This is a genomic window from Streptomyces sannanensis (genome assembly GCF_039536205.1).
Classification (GTDB): Bacteria; Actinomycetota; Actinomycetes; order Streptomycetales; family Streptomycetaceae; genus Streptomyces; species Streptomyces sannanensis.
Window position 1 is genome coordinate 2,083,378 of sequence record NZ_BAAAYL010000001.1, and the last position, 18,241, is coordinate 2,101,618.

At 71.6% G+C, this 18,241-nt stretch carries 18 protein-coding genes and 1 pseudogene; 8 read left to right on the plus strand and 11 right to left on the minus strand.

The annotated features are described in order from the left end of the window. Window positions 1–60: 60 nt before the first annotated feature. Together ABD858_RS09675 and ABD858_RS09680 are read left to right on the plus strand one after the other, a co-directional pair. Window positions 61–1,176, plus strand: coding sequence for a hypothetical protein (locus ABD858_RS09675; protein WP_345035850.1), 1,116 nt, complete (start codon window positions 61–63; stop codon window positions 1,174–1,176). Between the two features lie 60 nt (window positions 1,177–1,236). Next, window positions 1,237–1,404, plus strand: coding sequence for a hypothetical protein (locus ABD858_RS09680; protein ID WP_345035851.1), 168 nt, complete (start codon window positions 1,237–1,239; stop codon window positions 1,402–1,404). 112 nt (window positions 1,405–1,516) lie between these two features. On the opposite strand, the gene ABD858_RS09685 is transcribed toward ABD858_RS09680, so the two are convergent. From ABD858_RS09685 to ABD858_RS09705, 5 genes and pseudogenes are all read right to left on the minus strand, one after another. Beyond that, entirely contained in the window at window positions 1,517–2,371 is an 855-nt protein-coding gene (locus ABD858_RS09685; protein ID WP_345035853.1) for a MaoC/PaaZ C-terminal domain-containing protein, read from the minus strand. Between the two features lie 154 nt (window positions 2,372–2,525). Further along, entirely contained in the window at window positions 2,526–3,992 is a 1,467-nt protein-coding gene (locus ABD858_RS09690) for an MFS transporter (protein WP_425586179.1), read from the minus strand. Window positions 3,993–4,087: 95 nt separating this feature from the next. Further along, window positions 4,088–4,348, minus strand: a complete 261-nt coding sequence (locus ABD858_RS09695) for a DUF397 domain-containing protein (RefSeq protein ID WP_425586314.1) — start codon at window positions 4,346–4,348, stop codon at window positions 4,088–4,090. Further along, window positions 4,314–4,580 (minus strand): annotated as a pseudogene (locus tag ABD858_RS09700) (Scr1 family TA system antitoxin-like transcriptional regulator); the annotation flags it as partial. The pseudogene ABD858_RS09700 and the gene ABD858_RS09695, both read right to left, overlap by 35 nt. 158 nt (window positions 4,581–4,738) lie before the next feature. Next, the gene (locus ABD858_RS09705; RefSeq protein WP_345044323.1) at window positions 4,739–6,319 is read right to left on the minus strand and encodes an IS1182 family transposase; all 1,581 of its coding nucleotides are present in this window, start codon (window positions 6,317–6,319) and stop codon (window positions 4,739–4,741) included. A gap of 212 nt (window positions 6,320–6,531) precedes the next feature. On the opposite strand from ABD858_RS09705, the gene ABD858_RS09710 reads away from it, so the two are divergent. The 4 genes from ABD858_RS09710 (at window position 6,532) to ABD858_RS09725 (ending at window position 9,843) form a co-directional block, all read left to right on the plus strand. Then, a complete protein-coding gene (locus ABD858_RS09710; protein ID WP_345035855.1) occupies window positions 6,532–7,218 on the plus strand; it encodes a hypothetical protein in 687 nt (228 codons plus the stop codon). 90 nt (window positions 7,219–7,308) lie between these two features. Further along, window positions 7,309–7,953, plus strand: a complete 645-nt coding sequence (locus tag ABD858_RS09715) for a class I SAM-dependent methyltransferase (RefSeq protein WP_345035856.1) — start codon at window positions 7,309–7,311, stop codon at window positions 7,951–7,953. Between the two features lie 22 nt (window positions 7,954–7,975). Continuing rightward, on the plus strand, window positions 7,976–8,914 hold the full coding sequence (locus tag ABD858_RS09720) for an N-acetylmuramoyl-L-alanine amidase (RefSeq protein WP_345035858.1): 939 nt from the start codon (window positions 7,976–7,978) through the stop codon (window positions 8,912–8,914). Window positions 8,915–9,024: 110 nt separating this feature from the next. Then, on the plus strand, window positions 9,025–9,843 hold the full coding sequence (locus ABD858_RS09725; protein ID WP_345035859.1) for a DUF5336 domain-containing protein: 819 nt from the start codon (window positions 9,025–9,027) through the stop codon (window positions 9,841–9,843). Between the two features lie 317 nt (window positions 9,844–10,160). Here the strand turns inward: ABD858_RS09725 and ABD858_RS09730 are convergent, their stop codons facing one another. The 5 genes from ABD858_RS09730 to ABD858_RS09750 form a co-directional block, all read right to left on the minus strand. Beyond that, the gene (locus ABD858_RS09730; RefSeq protein ID WP_345035861.1) at window positions 10,161–10,721 is read right to left on the minus strand and encodes a hypothetical protein; all 561 of its coding nucleotides are present in this window, start codon (window positions 10,719–10,721) and stop codon (window positions 10,161–10,163) included. A gap of 116 nt (window positions 10,722–10,837) precedes the next feature. Then, window positions 10,838–11,620, minus strand: coding sequence for a maleylpyruvate isomerase family mycothiol-dependent enzyme (locus ABD858_RS09735; RefSeq protein ID WP_345035862.1), 783 nt, complete (start codon window positions 11,618–11,620; stop codon window positions 10,838–10,840). Between the two features lie 66 nt (window positions 11,621–11,686). Next, window positions 11,687–12,754, minus strand: coding sequence for a prenyltransferase (locus tag ABD858_RS09740; protein ID WP_345035863.1), 1,068 nt, complete (start codon window positions 12,752–12,754; stop codon window positions 11,687–11,689). Next, entirely contained in the window at window positions 12,751–13,590 is an 840-nt protein-coding gene (locus tag ABD858_RS09745) for a class I SAM-dependent methyltransferase (protein WP_345035865.1), read from the minus strand. The genes ABD858_RS09740 and ABD858_RS09745 overlap by 4 nt, the downstream gene beginning before the upstream one ends. Before the next feature lie 88 nt (window positions 13,591–13,678). Next, window positions 13,679–15,001 (minus strand): glycosyltransferase family 4 protein, encoded by a 1,323-nt coding sequence (locus tag ABD858_RS09750; protein ID WP_345035866.1) that lies wholly within the window; start codon window positions 14,999–15,001, stop codon window positions 13,679–13,681. 205 nt (window positions 15,002–15,206) lie between these two features. Here ABD858_RS09750 and ABD858_RS09755 point away from each other — a divergent pair, with 205 nt between their 5' ends. Next, window positions 15,207–15,836 carry a TetR family transcriptional regulator gene (locus ABD858_RS09755; protein WP_345035868.1) on the plus strand — a complete coding sequence of 210 codons (630 nt, stop codon included), beginning with the start codon at window positions 15,207–15,209 and terminating at the stop codon, window positions 15,834–15,836. A gap of 26 nt (window positions 15,837–15,862) precedes the next feature. Here ABD858_RS09755 and ABD858_RS09760 read toward each other — a convergent pair whose 3' ends face one another. Next, the gene (locus ABD858_RS09760; protein ID WP_345035869.1) at window positions 15,863–16,096 is read right to left on the minus strand and encodes a ferredoxin; all 234 of its coding nucleotides are present in this window, start codon (window positions 16,094–16,096) and stop codon (window positions 15,863–15,865) included. Between the two features lie 268 nt (window positions 16,097–16,364). Here ABD858_RS09760 and ABD858_RS09765 point away from each other — a divergent pair, with 268 nt between their 5' ends. Beyond that, window positions 16,365–18,170 (plus strand): C40 family peptidase, encoded by a 1,806-nt coding sequence (locus ABD858_RS09765; RefSeq protein WP_345035870.1) that lies wholly within the window; start codon window positions 16,365–16,367, stop codon window positions 18,168–18,170. Window positions 18,171–18,241 lie beyond the last annotated feature (71 nt).

Consider the following 18,241-nt stretch of genomic DNA (forward strand, 5'->3'; position numbering starts at 1 on the left):
GTCTCGTGTTGTTCGGCCGGTCGTACGAAACCTAGCTTCGTCGCCGGAGGTGACCCGACGATGACTACCTGTGCCTTCCCCGAACTCTCCACTTCGTTCGAGCAGGGGGGACCCCCATCAACCGCGGTGGGGCGGAGGGAATTCGTGATCGCCGCGGACGGCTCGTACGCCGCGCGGCTGGCGGGCGAGGGGGACGCGCGGTTCCCCGAGCGCTGGACGCTCGGGGGCCCGGAGCCGTATGCGGTACCGCTGCCGGGGAATCAGCCGGAGGAGCCGGACACCGAGGTGCTGCCGATGGCGGACGGGCGGGTGCTGGTCCATCGCAGAGTGGCCGAGCGGCATGTGTTCGCGCTGGTGTATCCGACCGGCCCCGGCACCGGGGAGCTGACGCTCGGCGGCGTCGAGTGCGAGGAGCTGACGCTGCTTCCGCCGTGCCCGGACGGCGGCCGGGCCTACGCCCTGGCGGCCGGCCCGCGCTCGACCGACGTATGGCTGGTGGCGGGCGGGACGTTCGGGCCCGAGCATGTGGCGGAGGTGCCGGGGCGCTGCTCGGGGGGCGTCTGGCTGGACCGTACGGGCCGGATGCTGGCCCTGGACCGGGAGTTGGACGGGTACACGAAGACGGTGGCGGTCGATCTGGAGCGGGGCGGCGAGGTGACTCCGCTGCTGCAGATCACCGAGGAGAGTGACGACCGGCTGCTGCTCGCCGACCCGGGCAGCGGGCTGATCCTGATCCGTTCGGACGCGCCGGGGCACGACCGGCTGGGCTGGGGGGTGCTGGGCAGCACCCGGCCGGTGCGCTTCCCGGACTGCTTGCGGCCGGCGGACTGCGCGGTGACGCCGTTCGCGGTGCAGCCGGGGCAGCTGCTGATGCCGGAGAGCTGCGCGGTGGCGCTGCGGATCGACGGGCCGGCGGGGGGCCGGCTGGGGGTGTGGCGGCCGTCGTGGCGGAGGCTCCACCGGTTCGACGCCCCGGAGGGGTGGCTGGCGGGCGCCGGACTGTGGGGCGGCGAGGGGGTGCTGAGCCTGCCGTACGTGAGGGACGGGTCGCCGTGCGGCGTGGCCCGGCTGGACACCCCGGCGGAGCCCCCGGCCGAGGCTCCCCGGCAGCCGCGGGTGTGCAGGCCCGTACCGCTGCAACAGGCTCCGCTCACCGCAAGATCGTCGACTGGCTAGACTCTTGGGCTCGTCACGCACACGAATCACAACGGGGGACTTTCCCAGATGTCAGAGGCCATGTCCGGGACCGTGAAGGCGGCCCATGACGACACGACCGAGACGCAGCCGCAGGGGGCGGCATCCGGCTCCGGCAAGCACCGAGGGGGTGCGGCCGCGGCGGACGATTCGGCGGCCCCGCCGCACGGCCGCCACCGGCGTCCGGCACAGGACGCGGACGCCGTCTGAATCGGGTCCACGTCAGCGGAAGGGCCGTCACGGTAATCCCGTGACGGCCCTTCGCGGTTCACGCGCGCAGTTCTTCCCGTGTGCGCGGTCTCCGGGCGGGTCCCGCCCAGGACTACTCGTGCTCGACGACGGTGTCGGCGAGGACCGGTGCGTCGCCGCGTTCGACGGCGCAGGCCGTGGCCCGGACACGTCCCGGCTCGCGCCACAGCCGGATGCGCAGCGTCTCGCCGGGGAAGACGACCCCCGCGAAGCGTGTGCCGTAGGTGCGTACACGTGTGACGTCACCGTCGAGCAGCGTGTCGACGACGGCCTTCAGGGTCATGCCGTACGAGCACAGGCCGTGCAGGATGGGCCGGTCGAAACCGGCACGCTCGGCGAACTCCGGGTCGGCATGGAGCGGGTTCCGGTCGCCGGAGAGGCGGTAGAGCAGCGCCTGGTCCTCGCGGATCGGGCGCAGAACGGTGTGGTCCGGCTCGCCGGCCGGGCATTCCTGACGGACGGAGAGGCCGCGCTCACCGCCGAAGCCGCCCTCGCCGCGTACGAACAGCTGGGCGTCGCCGGTCCACAGCGGCCCGTCCTCGTCGGCGGCCTCGGACCGCAGGACGAGGACCGCGGCCTTGCCCTTGTCGTACACGGCGGCGACCCGGGAGGTCTGCACGGCCCGCCCCTCGACCGGGATCGGCCGGTGCAGTTCGACGGTCTGGCTGCCGTGCAGCACCGCGGCGAGGTCCACGTCGATGCCGGGAGCGGAGAGCCCGCCGACGACGCCCATGCCGCCGCCGGCGACGGTCGCGAAGCTGGGCAGGACGTGCAGCCGGGACTCGAGCGTGTAACGCAGTTCGGCCGGGTCGGTCGCGGGCGCCCCGGCACCGAGGCCGAGGTGGTAGAGCTGGACGTCCTTGTGGCCCCAGTGGATCTCGGTGGTACGGGGCTCGGCGGCGACGGCCTTGGCGGCATCGATGGGCAAGACGCTGACTCCCTCGGTTCACTGGAACGCGTTCCACTCGGCCGGTGCGCCCATGTATAACGCACGCCCGCGCACTTGTGAAGAAGTCTGATATGGCGTCAGACGGCTGCGGGGAGCGCGATCGACGGCATGCCGTCGGCCCGCCTGCGAGCCCTCAGCCCTTCGAGGGCCGCCCGTCGGTGGACCGGTCGGCCGCCGGCATCCACAGCAGCATGAGCACCACCCCGCCCAGCAGCACCCCCGTCCCGGTCCTGAACGCGAGCGCGTACCCGGCCGTCAGGGCCTCCGGGTCCGTGGCGCCGCCCGTCCTCGCCGCCGCGACCGTGGAGAGGACGGCGAGACCCAGCGCGCCGCCCATCGTCCGGGAGGTGTTGATCAGGCCGGAGACAAGGCCCGCGTCGCCCGGCGCGGCGCCCGCGGTGGCGAGGGCGGCGAGCGGGGTCGCCGCGAGTCCGCCGCCGAGCATCATCAGGATGCCCGGCAGCAGGATGTCGGTCACGTACGAGCCCTGAGCGTCCATCGTCGACTGCCAGGCGAACCCGGCCGCGGCCACCAGTGCGCCGAGCACGGCGACATTGCGGGCGCCGAGGACCGGCATCAGCCGAGGCGCCAGTTTCGACCCGACGATCACGCTCACCGAACTCGGCATCAGCGCCAGCCCGGCGGCCAGCGGACTGTAGTCGAGCACGTTCTGGGCGTACAGCGTCATGAAGAACCACATGCAGAACATGGCCGAGCCATTGGTGAACATCGCGGCGTTCGCCGCCGACACCGACCGCACGCGGAACAGCTTCAGCGGCATCAGTGGGGCCTTCGCACGCGCCTCGACCGCCAGGAAGGCACCGAGCAGCGTCAGCCCGGCGGCCAGCAGCACCAGGGTCGCGGGGGCGGTCCAGCCCTTCTGCTCGGTCTGCACGATGCCGTACGCGAAGGTTGCCAGGCCGCCGGTCACAAGCACCGCACCGGGCAGATCGAGCCGGCGCCCGTTCCCCGCCCGGCTCTCCGTCAGCCACAGCGCGCCCAGGACCATCACCAGCGCACCGATCGGCACATTGATGAGCAGCGTCCAGCGCCACGACAGCGAGTCCGTGAGCACCCCGCCGACCAGCCCGCCGGCCGCGCCACCGCCCGCGCCGACCGCGGTCCACGTGGCGATGGCCCGCGCCCGCGCCGCCCCCTCGGGCACGGCCGAGGTGAGCAGCGCCAGCGTCGACGGGGAGAGCACGGCGGCGCCGAGGCCCTGCCCGGCGCGCGCGGCGAGCAACTGCCAGCCCTCCTGGGCGAGTCCACCCGCGAGCGAGGCGGCGGTGACCAGCCCGAGACCCACCAGGAACATCCGCTTGCGCCCGAAGAGGTCCCCGGCCCGCCCGCCGAGCAGCATGAACCCGGCGAAGGCGATCGAGTACGCGTTGACCACCCACTGCAGCCCGACGGCGCTGAGCCCGAGGTCGGTGCGCATGGACGGCAGCGCGGTGTTGACGACGGACACATCGAGGACGACGAGGAACTGCCCCGCGCAGGCGGCGAATACGACCGCCCACATGCGCGAGGCGCGGGCGGCGGTGGCGGATATATGGACGTCTTGGGTGTCTGTGTTCGACTCCGGGGAGGTTTGGACCATGACCGTCATGGTCTCAGGCACCCGTCGGTCCGTACATCGGGATGTGAAGCACGGACCGTTCGCGCCCCCCTCTCCGCTTCTGTTGACGCCGGGCGTTACGCCTTTACCGCTTCGGCGAAGGCCGCGAAGGCGACGGGGGTGACAGTGAAAACGGGGCCGTCGGGGTTCTTGGAGTCGCGGGCGGCGATACGGCAGGGCTGGGCGTCGACCTCGACGCATTGGCCGCCGGTGGTGCCGCTGTACGAGGACTTGCGCCAGGCGGCGGCGCCCAGGGAGGCGCACTCCACGCACTCGCCACCGGTGGTACCGCTGTATGACGACTTACGCCACTGCGCGTTGGTCAGGCCCTGGCCGATCCCCATTCCCCCATTACGCGGATGATCAGTGCCGCCGAATCCTCCACGGAGAGAGCGGTGGCCTGCAAGCGGGCGTAACGAAGTACGGCTTCCTTGACCGTCTGGGGTTGGCGGTCATGTGCCCCGAGATCAGGTCTTCCGAGTAGACGATGTCCGGGTCGTCGTCGAAGCGCATGGTGGTGAACGAGCCGATCAGGCCGGCGTGTTCGCCGGCCATGAAGGGAAGCACCCGCCGGACGGGCTGCGGGTCGAGGTGACGGACGGGTGCCCTCTCCCGCCACGGAGAGCGAGCAGCGGCGACGATCTCGCCGAGGGCGGGGACTGCTGCTAGAAGACTCATGAAGATCTTGTTGAGGGGCTGTCCGGCCGGAGGCCGGGCGGCCCTTCTGGTCATCCGGTGGCCGGGGCGAGGTGCCAGGTGTCGCCGGTGCGGGTGAGTCCGAGGTTGATCAGTCGGCGGAGGTTGAGGGCGGCGGCTCGGGTGTGGAGCCAGGTGTCGTTGGCGATGGTTCCGCGGTAGCGGAGTTTGCGGTTGCCGTGGTGGACGAGCCAGGCGACGGCGCGTTCGACCGGTGGTCTCCAGCGGCGGTAGTCGGCTTGCCAGTCGGGGTCGGTAGCGGCCTGGCGGCGGGCGGCTGCGAGCAGGTCGTGGTGTGGGCGGATGGTCAGGATGCGGCCGGCCTTGGCCTTGGTGCACCGCTCGCGCAGGGGACATCCGGCGCACAGTTTCCCGAAGGCCGCCTTGCGCTGGTGGTGCTGTCCGCCGGGGTCTGACAGGGGGACCGTGTGTCCAGCGGGGCAGGTCACCGTGGCGGCGGCGGTGTCGATGGCGAAGTCGTCCAGGGTGAAGCCGCCGGGGACGGCCGCCCGTAGCGGGGCGGGCTTGAGGAACAGCCGGTGCCCTGCGTCTTCGAGGGCCTGGCGGGCATCGCCGGTGGAGTAGGCGGTGTCGCCGAAGGCGTCCACCGGCCCGTCCTCCTCGGCGAGAAGGTCCAGGCCGACGGTGGCCTCGTGGTGCTCTGGGCCACTGCCGGGCCGCAGGGCGACGGCGGTGTATAACCCGGTCTCGGGCTCGATGGCCAGGTGGGCCTTGAAGCCGTCTTGCTGGTGGGTGCGGGTTTTGTGGATGTGCCGGGCCTCGGGGTCGACGGTGGAGACCATCCGGTCCTGCGCGGTGCCACGGGTGATGCGCCAGCGCCCGTCGCGGCCGTCGGAGTCCTCGGCGGGTTCGACGTCTTGCCCGGCGACCAGGGCCAGGATGCCGACGGCATTCGCGGCCTTCTCGCCCAGCTCCTGCTCGGGCAGATGCCCGAGCAGCCTGAGCGCGTCACTGACCAGGGCATCAACAAGCGTGGCGCGGGCCTGCTCGTCATTCCAGGCGATCCTTGGTTTGCCCGGGTCGCTGTAGTCATGCGCGGTGCACTGCACGGCTGCCACCTCAGCGGCCCCGGGGACCTCGCGAATTACCGCGCGGACGGCGGCGATGATCTGGGTGACGGTGTCCTGGGTGGCGACCGCATCGTCCAGCACCGTGGAGTCCAGCGCCCGCCGGTGCTTGCCCTTGAGGACACCGGTGGCCTTCACCACCTCGCGCACCGTCTCGAAGACACGGTTCGGCCGCACCGAGCGGGCCAGCCGGCGCCGGAAGTAGGCCAGCAGCGACGGATCGAACGCCATGTCGTGCAGGCCCAGCCCGCACGCGGCCTTCCACCTCAGGTCACACCGCAACTCCTGGACCGTCTCGAAGTCCGACAGCCCGTTAAGGGCCTGCAGCGTGATCGCCGCGGCCAGGATCTGCGGCGGCATGCTCGGCCGCCCGTTCGCCGACGGGTACATGTCCTCGAACGTCTCCGCCGGGAACAGCGCGCCGCGATGCTCGGCCAGGAACGCGAACACACTGCCTGCCGGGATCAACTCCCGGCAGGTCTCCCACACATCCGGCCCGACCGTCTCCCCGGCCCATTCCCCCATCACCACGAGAAAGAGTCTGGCCCCGCCGCTCACGCGGCGGGGCCAGAACCCAAGATCTTCATGAGTCTTCTAGGGCGTGTTTCCAACCGCTGGGGGACGGTGCCGCTGGCCCCGGGCGGCAAGACGGTGTGGTTCGAGTGCGACACAAAGCAGTCACGAAACGCTCATGTGCCCTCGCCCCGGAGCCCATGCGCGTCGGACCATTGCCCTCCATGAGCGACGAGCGAAGGAAACGGCGCCTGGCCAGGGTGGGCGTGGGGGTGACGGGGGTCGCGGCGATCGGAGCTCTCGCCTATCTCCTGGCGCCCGCCGATCTCCTGGCGCCCGCCGACACCAACGGGTACAAGCTGGTCCCGCCCCCGTCGGTCGGCGGGGAGTACAAGCTGGGGCGAGAGTACGAGTACGTGGGGACGTTCAACTGCTCGGATGCGACCTCCGACTCGGACTGCGAACTGGGCGCCCGAGAGGTCCGAGGTATCGGCCTGCGCCCGCAGGACGCCGCGAAGATCGGCGTCAGGAACGTGGTCGGAACCGGCGCCGACTACCACGACGACGCTCCGGATTGGCGGAAGTCGATGCGCTTCAGGGGCCTTTGGGGCCAGGTCCCCGACCCGGAGTACGCGATTGAGCGCTTCTTCAAGTCGATCAAACAGGACAAGCAATACTTCTTCGACCAAAAACTGGTCGGCAGCCCCGAGGAGTTCCGGCTCGAAGGCTTCGAAGGCGCCCTCATGCGGTGCCAGAACGCCAAGAGTCACAACAAGAAGAACGATCCGGTCTGCGTCTGGGCCGACCACAGCACCGTGGGTGCCACGAGCTACTCCGGCACGTCCCGCTCGGAGCTGGCAGAGCTGACCGCGAAGCTCTACAAGACCTCACGCCACAAGACGGCCCGCTGACCGCCGAGGGGCCTCCTGAGGGCCGCTCCGGGCCATACGGCAGCATGGGCCGGGCCGGACCGACCAGTAAGTACGACCAGGAGCGACATCATGGCCGCCACCCCCAAGCCGGAGACCCTCGCCGCCTTCGAGGCCGCCAAGGGTTTCATGCCCGTACGGGAAGGGCTCGCGCTCCACAAGGCGGCCGTCGACGCCGCCGCGCTCGGGCTGCCCCTGCTGGAGGTCGGCACCTACTGCGGCCGGTCCACCATCCTGCTCGCCGACGCCGCCCGTGAGGCGGGCGTGACAGCCGTCACCGTCGACCACCACCGGGGCAGCGAGGAGCAGCAGCCGGGGTGGGAGTACCACGACCCGACCGTCGTGGACCCGGAGGTCGGGCTGATGGACACGCTGCCCGCCTTCCGCCGGACCCTCCACCACGCCGGCCTGGAAGAGCACGTCATCGCGGTCGTCGGACGGTCGCCGCAGGTCGCGAAGGTGTGGGCGGGCGAGGTCGGCCTGGTCTTCATCGACGGCGGCCACACCGACGAGCACGCCACCAATGACTACGAGGGCTGGGCGCCCAAGGTCGCCGAGGGCGGGCTGCTCGTGATCCATGACGTCTTCCCGGACCCGGCGGACGGCGGCCAGGCCCCGTACCGCATCTACCTCCGGGCGCTCGCGTCCGGCGCGTTCACCGAGGTCTCGGTGACCGATTCGCTGCGCGTCCTGAGGCGCGTGGCATCGGGGATCTGAGCTGCGCGACTACGATCGCCCCGTGTCGTACGACAGTCAGCCCTCCGCCCCCCGTCGTCCCCGCAACCGCCTTGTGCTCGTGGCGGCCGGACTCGTTCCCACCTGCCTGGCGGGCTGGCTCGTCTGGCAGGCGCTGAGCGGCACCGACGAGAGCGAGCCGCCGAAGGCGCTGCCGCTGCCGAGCCAGTCGCACACCACGCAGGCGAACTCGCCGACGCACTCCCCGGCCGGTACGGACGGCGACAAGCCCACCGGAGGGAACAGCGCCAAGCCCTCCGGACGGGGCGGCCCGCTCAGCGGGAAGACCGTGGTCATCGACCCGGGGCACAACCCCGAGAACTTCGAGCACCCGACCGAGATCAACCGGCAGGTCGACATCGGCAGCGGCCGCAAGGAGTGCGACACCACCGGCACCTCCACCAACAGCGGTTACACCGAGGCACAGTTCACCCTGGATGTCTCGCACCGGCTGCGTGAGCTCCTCGAAAAGCAGGGTGCCACGGTCACGTTCACCCACGACGCCGATCGCCCGTACGGCCCCTGCATCGACGAGCGGGCCCGCATCGGCAACAAGGCGAAGGCCGACGCGGTCGTCTCCGTCCACGCGGACGGCTCGGCGCAGGGCAACCGGGGCTTCCATGTCATCCTTCCCGCACTGGTGCAGTCGGGAGCCGCCGACACCTCGCCGATCGTCGGACCGTCACGTGAACTCGGTGTGAGAATCGTGGGGAAGTTCGTCCAGTCGACCGGTATGCCGCCGTCCAACTACGTGGGCAAGGGCACGGGGCTGGACGTACGCAAGGATCTGGGCGGGCTGAACCTCTCGACCGTGCCCAAGGTGTTCATCGAGTGCGGCAATATGCGCGATTCAACGGATTCCGCGCTGCTCAAGAGCGCGAGTTGGCGGCAGAAGGCGGCCCAGGGGATCGCCGACGGCATCACCGGCTACCTCGGCGGATAGCTCCACGGCCCGGCGGAGGCCGTGGGCGGCGGGCGCCGGATCGCCCGTCTGGCCTACGATGGGGAGCCGCCCCCGCCCCCGACGAGACGACCGACGAAGGACTCTTACACGTGAATATCCGATCCCTCACTCGAGGCGACGGCGTGGTCATCGGAGCAGCGGTGGTGCTGTTCATCGCCTCGTTCCTGGATCTCACCAGCGTCGACTGCCCCCGCGGCATCGACTGCTCCAGTGCCGATCTGCCGAACGCCTGGGACGCGCTCGGAGTACTGATGAGCGTCTTCCTCGCCGGTGTGATCGGAGCCGCGCTGATCGTCGTGGCCCGTGCGCTGCCGCAGCCGCGGAAGGTCGCGGGTCTGGACCTCGGCCAGTTCGGTGTCGCCTTCACGGTCTTCGCCGTCTGGACGGCCTTCTGGACGATCACCGACCTGCCGTCGGCGGGTGCGGGCATGATCCTGGGCCTGCTCGCCACCCTTGTGCTCGCCGGCGGAGCCATCGCCTCCCCGCTGATCCCCGCTCTGCAGGCACCGCTGATGCCCACCCCGCGTCCGGCCGCCCCCCAGCCCTACGGCGGACAGCAGCAGCCCGTCGGCTACGGCTACCCCGGCGCGGAGCAGCAGCAGCCGCCGTACGGTGGCCAGCCGCAGCACGACCAGCACCAGCAGCCGCAGCAGTACCAGCCGGACCCGCAGCAGCAGGCGCAGGCTCCTCACGGCGGCGCCCCCGCCGCGGAGTTCGCGCCGTTCTGGTTCGCGGTGCCGGTGCCCCGTCCGCTGTACCCGGAGGACGGCTCGCCGACCCCGATCGCCGAGCTCGCGCCCGGCACCTGGTACCTCGCGGTGGACCAGCGCGGCCCGGCCCTGGTGGCCCAGACGCAGGACGGCCGGCGTGGTGTCCTGCAGGACACCACCGGCATCCAGCGCGGCTGAACTCACGTACACACGAAGGCCCTTCGCCCTCCCGGGCGGAGGGCCTTCGCCGTACGGCACGCCGAGCATCCTGCGGGTCCTGGCCGAGCCCAGTTCCTACGGGCCCGGTGACGGACCCGCTGGTCACCTCACCCGCCGAGCACCCTGCGGATCCTGGCCGAGCCCAGTTCCTACGGGCCCGGTGACGGACCCGCTGGTCACCTCACCCGCCGAGCACCCTGCGGATCCTGGCCGAGCCCAGTTCCTACGGGCCCGGTGACGGACCCGCTGGTCACCTCACCGGACCCGGGCGTCTTGCGGGTGCCGGCCGGCCTGGCTCAGCCGCCGCTCAGCTGGGAGGCCGACGGGACCTTGTCGGTGACCTCCGCTCCGGCGCTCTTGCCGGCGTCCTTCACGCCGTTGATGACGCCCTCGAACGTGCTGATGTCGGCCGGACCCGCGTCGCCGCTGCGGAGCTTGGTGCCGAGACCCTGCAGGGACGCGATCCCGGCCGCCAGCGGAGCCAGAGCCTTTGACAGCAGCGGATCACCCTTGGCGTTCTCCACGGCCGCCTTCAGCCGGTTGTAGGCGAAGGCGCCCGCGAGACCCGCCTTGATCAGGGCAGCGGTGCGGCCGTCCGCGCCCTTGGTGAACTTGCCCGCGCGGTACGGCTTGACGATCCACTGGTAGGTGGCGCCCGCCGCGAGGCTCGCGTTGGCCACGAAGCGCGTCTTGGCGAACTTCTGCCGCTCGGCCGAACTGGTGGCGGTCGGAGTCGGGGAGGAGGCGGCGGTACTGCTGCCGCCACCTCCCCCTCCGCACGCGGCGGCGGACGTGAACAGCGCGCAGCACAGCAGCAGCGCGACGACTCCACGCCGCAAGGGAGCAGAACCGAACACCGGGGACCTCCTGACCGGTCGGCTTCCAGGCCGTACTGGCCCTCGTCGCAGCCTCACCCGGTACCCGGAACGCCGCCACCCGGTGGCCCCGGCGTGGCTCCGAACGGGTTTCTCGGTCACCCGAAGGTCGCGCGCTCCAGCCAGAAGTCCAGCAGGGCGGCGTCGCCAAGCACCTCCACCCGCTCGCTGTCCGCGGGCAGCCGCCGGTAGAAGACCTGGAGGACGTCGGTGAGCGGGCCGCGCAGCGCGACCGTCGCCTTCTCGTGGGCGCGCCGCCAGGTGAAGCCGTCCTCGCCGAACTCGATCAGCCACTCGGCGCCGGGCGCGTCGCCGGCGTGGAGGTGGATGCTGCGGCCCGCACCGCGCAGTTCGGCCACCTCCTTGTCGGCGCCGACCGACTGGACGAAGGCGACGATCTGCAGCCATTCGTCGATGGCGTCCGCCGCGATCTCGGGAGTGGCCTCGTACGGGACCCGGGCGGCGAGCGCCGCGTCGGCGCGGTGGATCAGCGTTTCGTGGGTCATCCGCCGCGACCAGAAGCCCGAGGTGCGGTCCCAGGCCCAGGTCCACACCTCGGTGTCCGGGCCGGCCGCCCGCAACGTCGCGGCGAGCTTCTCCGCGCCATCCGCCAGCCAGGCCGCCAGCGTGGCCGCATCGGCGCCCTCGGGCCCGCGGGAGTCCGGCACCTGGTCCTGCGGGACCATTTCGGTGGCCCTCGTCCGTACCGTCGTCTCCACCCAGCGGTGTGCGCCGCCCACATGGCGGGCGAGCTCCTCCAGGGTCCACTCCGGGCAGCTGGGCACCTTGGCGGACAGGTCGGCCCCGGACAGCACAGTCCTCAACTCGGCTGTCTGCGTGATGATTTCGTCGCAATAGCGGTCATGTTCCAGCAGCGTCATGCTCGCACCCTAATGCGCGGCCGGCAGAACACCGCAGGCATTTCCGGGGTGTGGCCGGCCGACGGGTCAGCAGCAGTCCGGTTCGAGTCCGCGCGGCAGCCGTTCGCCGCCGAAGACAGCACAGGTCGCCTCGTCGCCGCCGAGCGCGGCCACGGCGAGAAGCAGCGAGCCGGCCGTCCAGGTGGTGAGCTCTGCCGGCCAGACGGCCTCGTCCTCGAAGACGTACCCCGTCCAGTACATGCCGTCGTCGGCGCGCAGATGCTGGATCGACTGAAGGATCTCCAGTGCCCGGTCGGACTCCCCCGTCGCCCAGAGCGTGAGGGCGAGTTCGCAGCTCTCGCCGCCCGTGACCCAGGGATTGGGCAGGACGCAGCGCACACCGAGCCCGGGCACGACGAAGTCGTCCCACTTCTCGTCGATACGGGCCTTGGCCTCCGCCCCGGTCAGCGCGCCGCCGAGGACCGGGTAGTACCAGTCCATCGAGTAGCGGGACTTGTCCAGGAAGCGCTCGGGGTGACGGCGTATCGCATGGGCCAGGGCGCCGGCCGCCAACTCCCAGTCGGGCTGCGGCTCCTCGCGCTGCTCGGCGATGGCGAGCGCGCAGCGCAGCGCCTGGTGGATCGAGGAACTGCCGGTCAGCAGCGCGTCGTCGACGGGTGTGCCGTCGGCCTCGCGCTTCCAGCCGATCTGCCCGCCGGGCTGCTGCAGCCCCAGCACGAACTCGATCGCGGCGTACACGACGGGCCACATCCGGTCGAGGAAGGTGTCGTCGCCGGTGGCGAGGTAGTGGTGCCAGACGCCGACCGCGATGTACGCGCAGAAGTTGGACTCCCGGCCGCGGTCGGTGACGGCGTACGGGTCGCCGTCCTGGTACGCGGCGTACCAGGAACCGTCCTGGTTCTGGTGCCGGGCGAGCCAGGCGTAGGCGCGGGCCGCCGCCTCGTGCTCGCCGGCCGCGTCCAGCGCCATGGCCGCCTCGGTGTGGTCCCACGGATCGAGGTGATGCCCCCGGAACCACGGTATGGCGCCGTCCTCGCGCTGCACGGCGAGGACGCCGGCGACGGTCTCGACGGCCTGCTCCGCGGTGAGGACTCCGGGCAGGACCAGATGCTCGGTCCGCTCGGGGCTCGTCACGCGCCCGCCTCTTCGCCCGCGCTGCGCAGAGGTGCGGGCACCGTGCTCGTCTGCGGCCCGGCGGCAGCGCGTGCGTCGGGGGCGACGGCCTTCGGCTGGGGGTGCCCCCCGCGGAGCGAGGGGGAGTGCGGCTTGGTCGCGTACGCCACGAAGCTCTTGCCGACGACCGGGTTGAGCAGCTGCTCGGCGACCCGGGTCACGGCGGGCTTCTTCATGATGTCCCAGACCAGCAGCTTGTGGTACGCGCGGACCGGCAGCGCCTTGTCGTTGTCGACGCCGAACGCGCACTTGAGCCACCAGTACGGGGAGTGCAGCGCGTGCGCGTGATGCGTGCCGTACGGCTCGAGGCCCGCCTCGCGCATCCTGTCGAGCAGGTGGTCGGCCTTGTAGATACGGATATGGCCGCCCTCGACCTCGTGGTACGCGTCGGAGAGCGCCCAGCAGATCTTCTCCGGGCCGTAGCGGGGCACGGTGACGGCGATACGGCCGCCGGGCTTCAGCACCCGGACCATCTCGGCCAGTACGCCCTTGTCGTCCGGGATGTGCTCCATCACCTCGGAGATGATGACGACGTCGAAGGACTCGTCGGGGAACGGCAGGGCGAGCGCGTCGCCCTCCATGGCGGTGGCCGTGGCGCCCGCGGGGGCCTCCCCGGCCTCCTTCATCGCGGCGAACCACTTGGCGACCTCGCGGATTTCCTCCGCGTTCCGGTCCAGGGCCACGACCTGGGCGCCGCGCCGGTAGCACTCGAAGGCATGCCGCCCGGCGCCGCAGCCCAGATCGAGCACACGGTCACCCGGCGCGAGCGGGAAACGGGTGAAGTCGACGGTCAGCACGGCGGCCTGCTTTCGCGAGTCGATCGGTCGTGGGCGGTCGTCCCTCGATGCGGAACCGGCCCGCATCCGAAGCGTTCGGCCCGGCCCATCAGCAGGCCCTCCGGGCAGCGGCCGATGCCTCGATCCCCGCCCGGTACAGCTCCGCGGTGCCCTCCGCGGCCCGCGCCCAGGTGAAGCGGGCCAGTACCCGCTCCCGGCCCGCGGCGCCGAGGCGGGCCCGCAGCTCGGGGTCGCCCAGCAGCCGGCCCAGCGCCGCGGCCAGCGCGCCCGCGTCGCCGGGCGGTACGCCGAGACAGGTCTCCCCGTCCGGTCCCGCGACCTCGGGGATCGCACCGCCCGTGGTGGCGACCAGCGGCGTGCCGGTGGCCATGGCCTCCGCGGCGGGCAGCGAGAAGCCCTCGTACAGGGACGGCACACAGGCCACCTGGGCACCGCGCACCAGATCGACGAGTTCGGCGTCGGAGATGCCCTTGACGAACTCGACGGCGCCTTCGAGGCCGTACCGCTCGATGGCCTGCGCGACCGGGCCGTCCTCGGCGCGTTTGCCGACGACGACGAGGTGCGCGTCCGGCTGCTCGGTGCGCAGCTTGGCGAGCGCGTCGATGAGATGGACCAGACCCTTGAGGGGGACGTCCGCGCTGGACGTGGTGACGATCCGGCCAGGTATCCGGGGGACGGACGGGTCGGGCGAGAAGAGGTCCGTGTCCGCGCCGATGTGCACCACATGGATACGGTCCCGGCGCACCCCGAGATGCTCGACGATCTCCTGCCGGGACGAGCCGGAGACGGTGAGCACGGACGGCAGCCGGCGGGCGACCCGCTTCTGCATCCGGGTGAAGCCGTACCAGCGGCGCACGGAGGAGCGGCGCTTCCAGTCCTGCGCCGCGTCGAGCTCCAGTCGCCGGTCGACCGTGATGGGGTGGTGGATGGTGGTGACCAGGGGTGCGCCGAGTGCGCCGGGGCCGCCGAGCAGCCCGTACCCCAGGGTCTGGTTGTCGTGGATCACGTCGAAGTGCCCGCGCCGCTCGGCGAGATGGCGCCGGGCGCGGAGGCTGAAGGTGAGCGGCTCGGGGAAGCCGCCGGTCCACATGGTGGCGACCTCGAGGGCGTCGATCCAGTCGCGGTAGTCGTCGCGCTTCGGGGTGCGGAAAGGATCGGGCTGGCGGTAGAGGTCGAGGCTGGGCAGCTCGGTGAGCGGCACACCCTCGTCGAGCACCGGGTAGGGCTGGGCGCCTATGACCTCGACGCTGTGACCGAGGCGGGCCAGCTCGCGGGAGAGATGGCGGACGTAGACACCCTGGCCGCCGCAGAAGGGGTTGCCCTTGTAGGTGAGGAGAGCGATCCGCAGCGGACGGTCGCCGTCGGCGGACGCGCTCCCGCGGGGAGCCGCCTCCACGGCCTCAGCGGTCACTGTCGGCCCCCTTCTCGCTGCACTTTCGCCGGAGCGTAGCCGCTCGCGCTAATCTAGAACAAGTTTCAGAGTTGATCGTTCGAGGAGTTCGAATCTACCGGCAGGTAGCGTCGCTGTAAGGCGCGGAACAGGTGATTCGCGCCACGGCCCACGACATGGCCCGGTGCGCGACGCCGTACGACCCGAAGGCCATGGAATGGGACACATGACAGCGGAAGCCAAAGCAGCAACCCCGGCCCCCGTCCCCGCACCCTCACCCCTGACGGAACGCCAGGAGGCACGCCGCCGTCGCATCCTGGACGCCAGCGCCGAACTGGCCTGCCGGGGCGGCTTCGACGCGGTGCAGATGCGCGAGGTCGCCGAGGCCGCGGGCGTGGCCCTGGGCACGCTCTACCGCTACTTCCCCTCCAAGATCCATCTGCTGGTCGCCACCATGCAGGACCAGCTCGCACAGATGCAGACCACCCTGCGCAAGCGCCCGCCGGCCGGCGAGACCCCGGCGGAACGCGTCACCGAGACCCTGATGCGGGCCTTCCGCGCGCTCCAGCGCGAACCACTGATGGCGGACGCCATGGTCCGCGCCGTCACCTTCGCCGACCGCAGCGTCAGCCCCGAGGTGGACACCGTCTCCAGGCTGACAACGGCCGTCATCCTGGACGCGATGGGCCTGGACGGCCCGGCCGCACCGGAACAGCTCTCCGCGGTCCGGGTGGTCGAGCACACCTGGCACTCGGCGCTGATCAGCTGGCTCTCGGGCCGCGCCACGATCGCCCAGGTGAAGACCGACATCGAGACGGCCTGCCGGCTGGTCGACCCGACCACGCCCCGCGGCTGACCGGCCGGCCGGTCAGCCGCGGGGGGCTACTCCTCGGGCGGGAAGACCACCTCACCGGTGTCCGACCGGGTGATGGTGATCGCCTCGGCCGGGCAGCACTCGGCCGCGTCCAGGATCGCCTCGTCGGCGTCGGTCTCGTCCCGCCGCGGGTGGGACTGGTTGGCCGAGTCCAGCCGGAAGCCGTCCGGAGCGGTGCCCGCGCACAGCCCGGAGCCGATGCAGACGTTCCGGTCGACCTCGACGCGCCAGCGGTCGCCCATCAGTTGCCTCCATGTCCGGCCGGGAGACGGCTCATCTTCCGGGGTTGTTGCAGCCGCCGAAGGGGCCGAACATATCGAGGCGGAAGGCATTCACGTCGTACCTGCCGCTCCTGACACGCCGGGCGCCGAGCGGACGGGTCGGCTCCCCGCCGATGGTAGCTGGGGGAGGTAGCTGCGCGAGCCGGTGAACCTTTCCGGCCACAGCATCAGGGGCGTTGGTAGGGTCTCGCTCGCATGATCATTCTGCCTGCCATGGGGGTATCCACGCATGTCCGCACCGCAGTTCTCGCCGAGCCGCAGATCGGCCCTCGCCGCCCTGGCCGGAGTCGCGGCGGGCGGCTCGCTGCCGTTCACCCCGTCCGCCGCCGCGGCCACGCCGGCCACGGCGGCAGCCACGACCACCGCGCCGGACGCCGCCGCGCCGGCGTCCGGCGGACGGGTTCCGGTGGTGATGGACGCGTCGGACCCGTGGCACTTCGCCGCCCACCCGGCGGGGGCGCTGACCCCCCGTACGCTCCCCGGGACCCCCGCGTGCCTGGAGGTGTCGGACGGCCAGGGAGTGCTTGCCACCCTCACCACCGGTGCCAGGACGGTGACGCTGCGCGGGCCGAAGCGCTGGTTCACCGAGCAGAAGAAACTGTTCAGCGAGCCGGAGAAACACCCCGACCCGGAGAAACGGTTCACCGATGACTTCGACCGGACCCTGACCGGCACCGGCTGGGGCTCCTCCCCCTGCTTCGGCACCTGGACCACCCACAACGGCGCCGACGGGGACTACTTCCTGCAGGGCGGCCGGGCCGTCATCCAGCTCGCCACCACCAACCTCAGCCGCCACGCGCTGCTCTCCGACAAGGCCGTCGGCGACGTCACCGCCGCCGCCCGCGTCTCCCTCGACAAGGTCCCCACGGGTGCGCCCGTCTCGGTGGCCCTCACCTTCGCGGCCCGGGACGTCAACAACCACTACCGGGCACGGCTGATCTTCACCCCCGCGGGCGAGGTCCAGTTCCTGCTGGAGAAGGAACTGGCCGACGTCGCCGGCGTCCTGAGCCCGGCCGTCACGGTCAGCACCGACTTCACGGCCTTCGACCACTGGTGGATCCAGGTGGAGAAGACCGGCGGCGTGCTGCGCGCCCGCGCCTGGCGGAAAGGCAGCGCCAAGCCCGACTGGCAGCACAGCCTGCGCGACCCCGAGAAGGACCCGGCCAAGGTCTTCGACGCCGGCACCCTCGGGATCCGGGCGCTGGCCTCCAGCGGCGCCACGGTGCCCCTGCAGGCCCGGATCTACGACTTCGAGATCACCGCGGCCGAGTGGGCCGAACCGCCGGTCGTCGCCCACGACACCTGGGTACGGGTGCTGCCCGAGCCCTTCGACGGCACCTGGACCCCCGCCCTGGAGCAGCGGATCGGCGCCTGGGCGGGCGACACCTCCCCCGACGCCCTCGCGTACGCCTCGATGTATCGGACCTTCGCCCCCGCCGTGACCGACACTGCGCTCCAGGACGCACAGGTCATCGGAGAGGCCGGGTACAGCCCGAAGGACGATGCGGGACGGCGCTCCATCGGCGCCGACTTCCACGAGTACATGGCTCTGCCCTGGACCTTCCCCGCGAGCGGCGAGAGCGCACCGAACCCGGACCCGAAGTGGAAGGGGTACCTCGACTGCTCGGGCTTCGTCCGGATGGTCTACGGACACCACATGGGCATCCCGATGGTCCTCGACAAGAACTTCGACGGCCGCAACCTGCCCCGCCGCTCGAGGGACCAGTCCGCCTCCGGCCCCGGCGTGGTCGTCGCGCAGGGCACGGGCGCGGCGCCCTCGCTCGCCGCGCTGCGGATCGGTGACGTGGTCTTCTTCGACGCCACCGCCGACTCCGACAGTCCCGAGACCCCCGGCGGGGTGGTCGACCACACCGGCATCTACGTCGGCCAGGACCAGCAGGGCAAACTGCGCTTCGTCTCCAGCCGCAAGACGCCCAACGGGCCGACCATGGCGGACCTCGGTGCCAAGTCGATCCTCAACGGCGCTCCCGGTGACCTGTACACCAAGTCGCTGCGGGTGATCCGGCGGTTCTGACCCGCTCGGTGTGACGCGAAGCGGACACCGGTGAGCCGGGGAACGACCTCGGCTCCGCCCGCCTGAGGCGG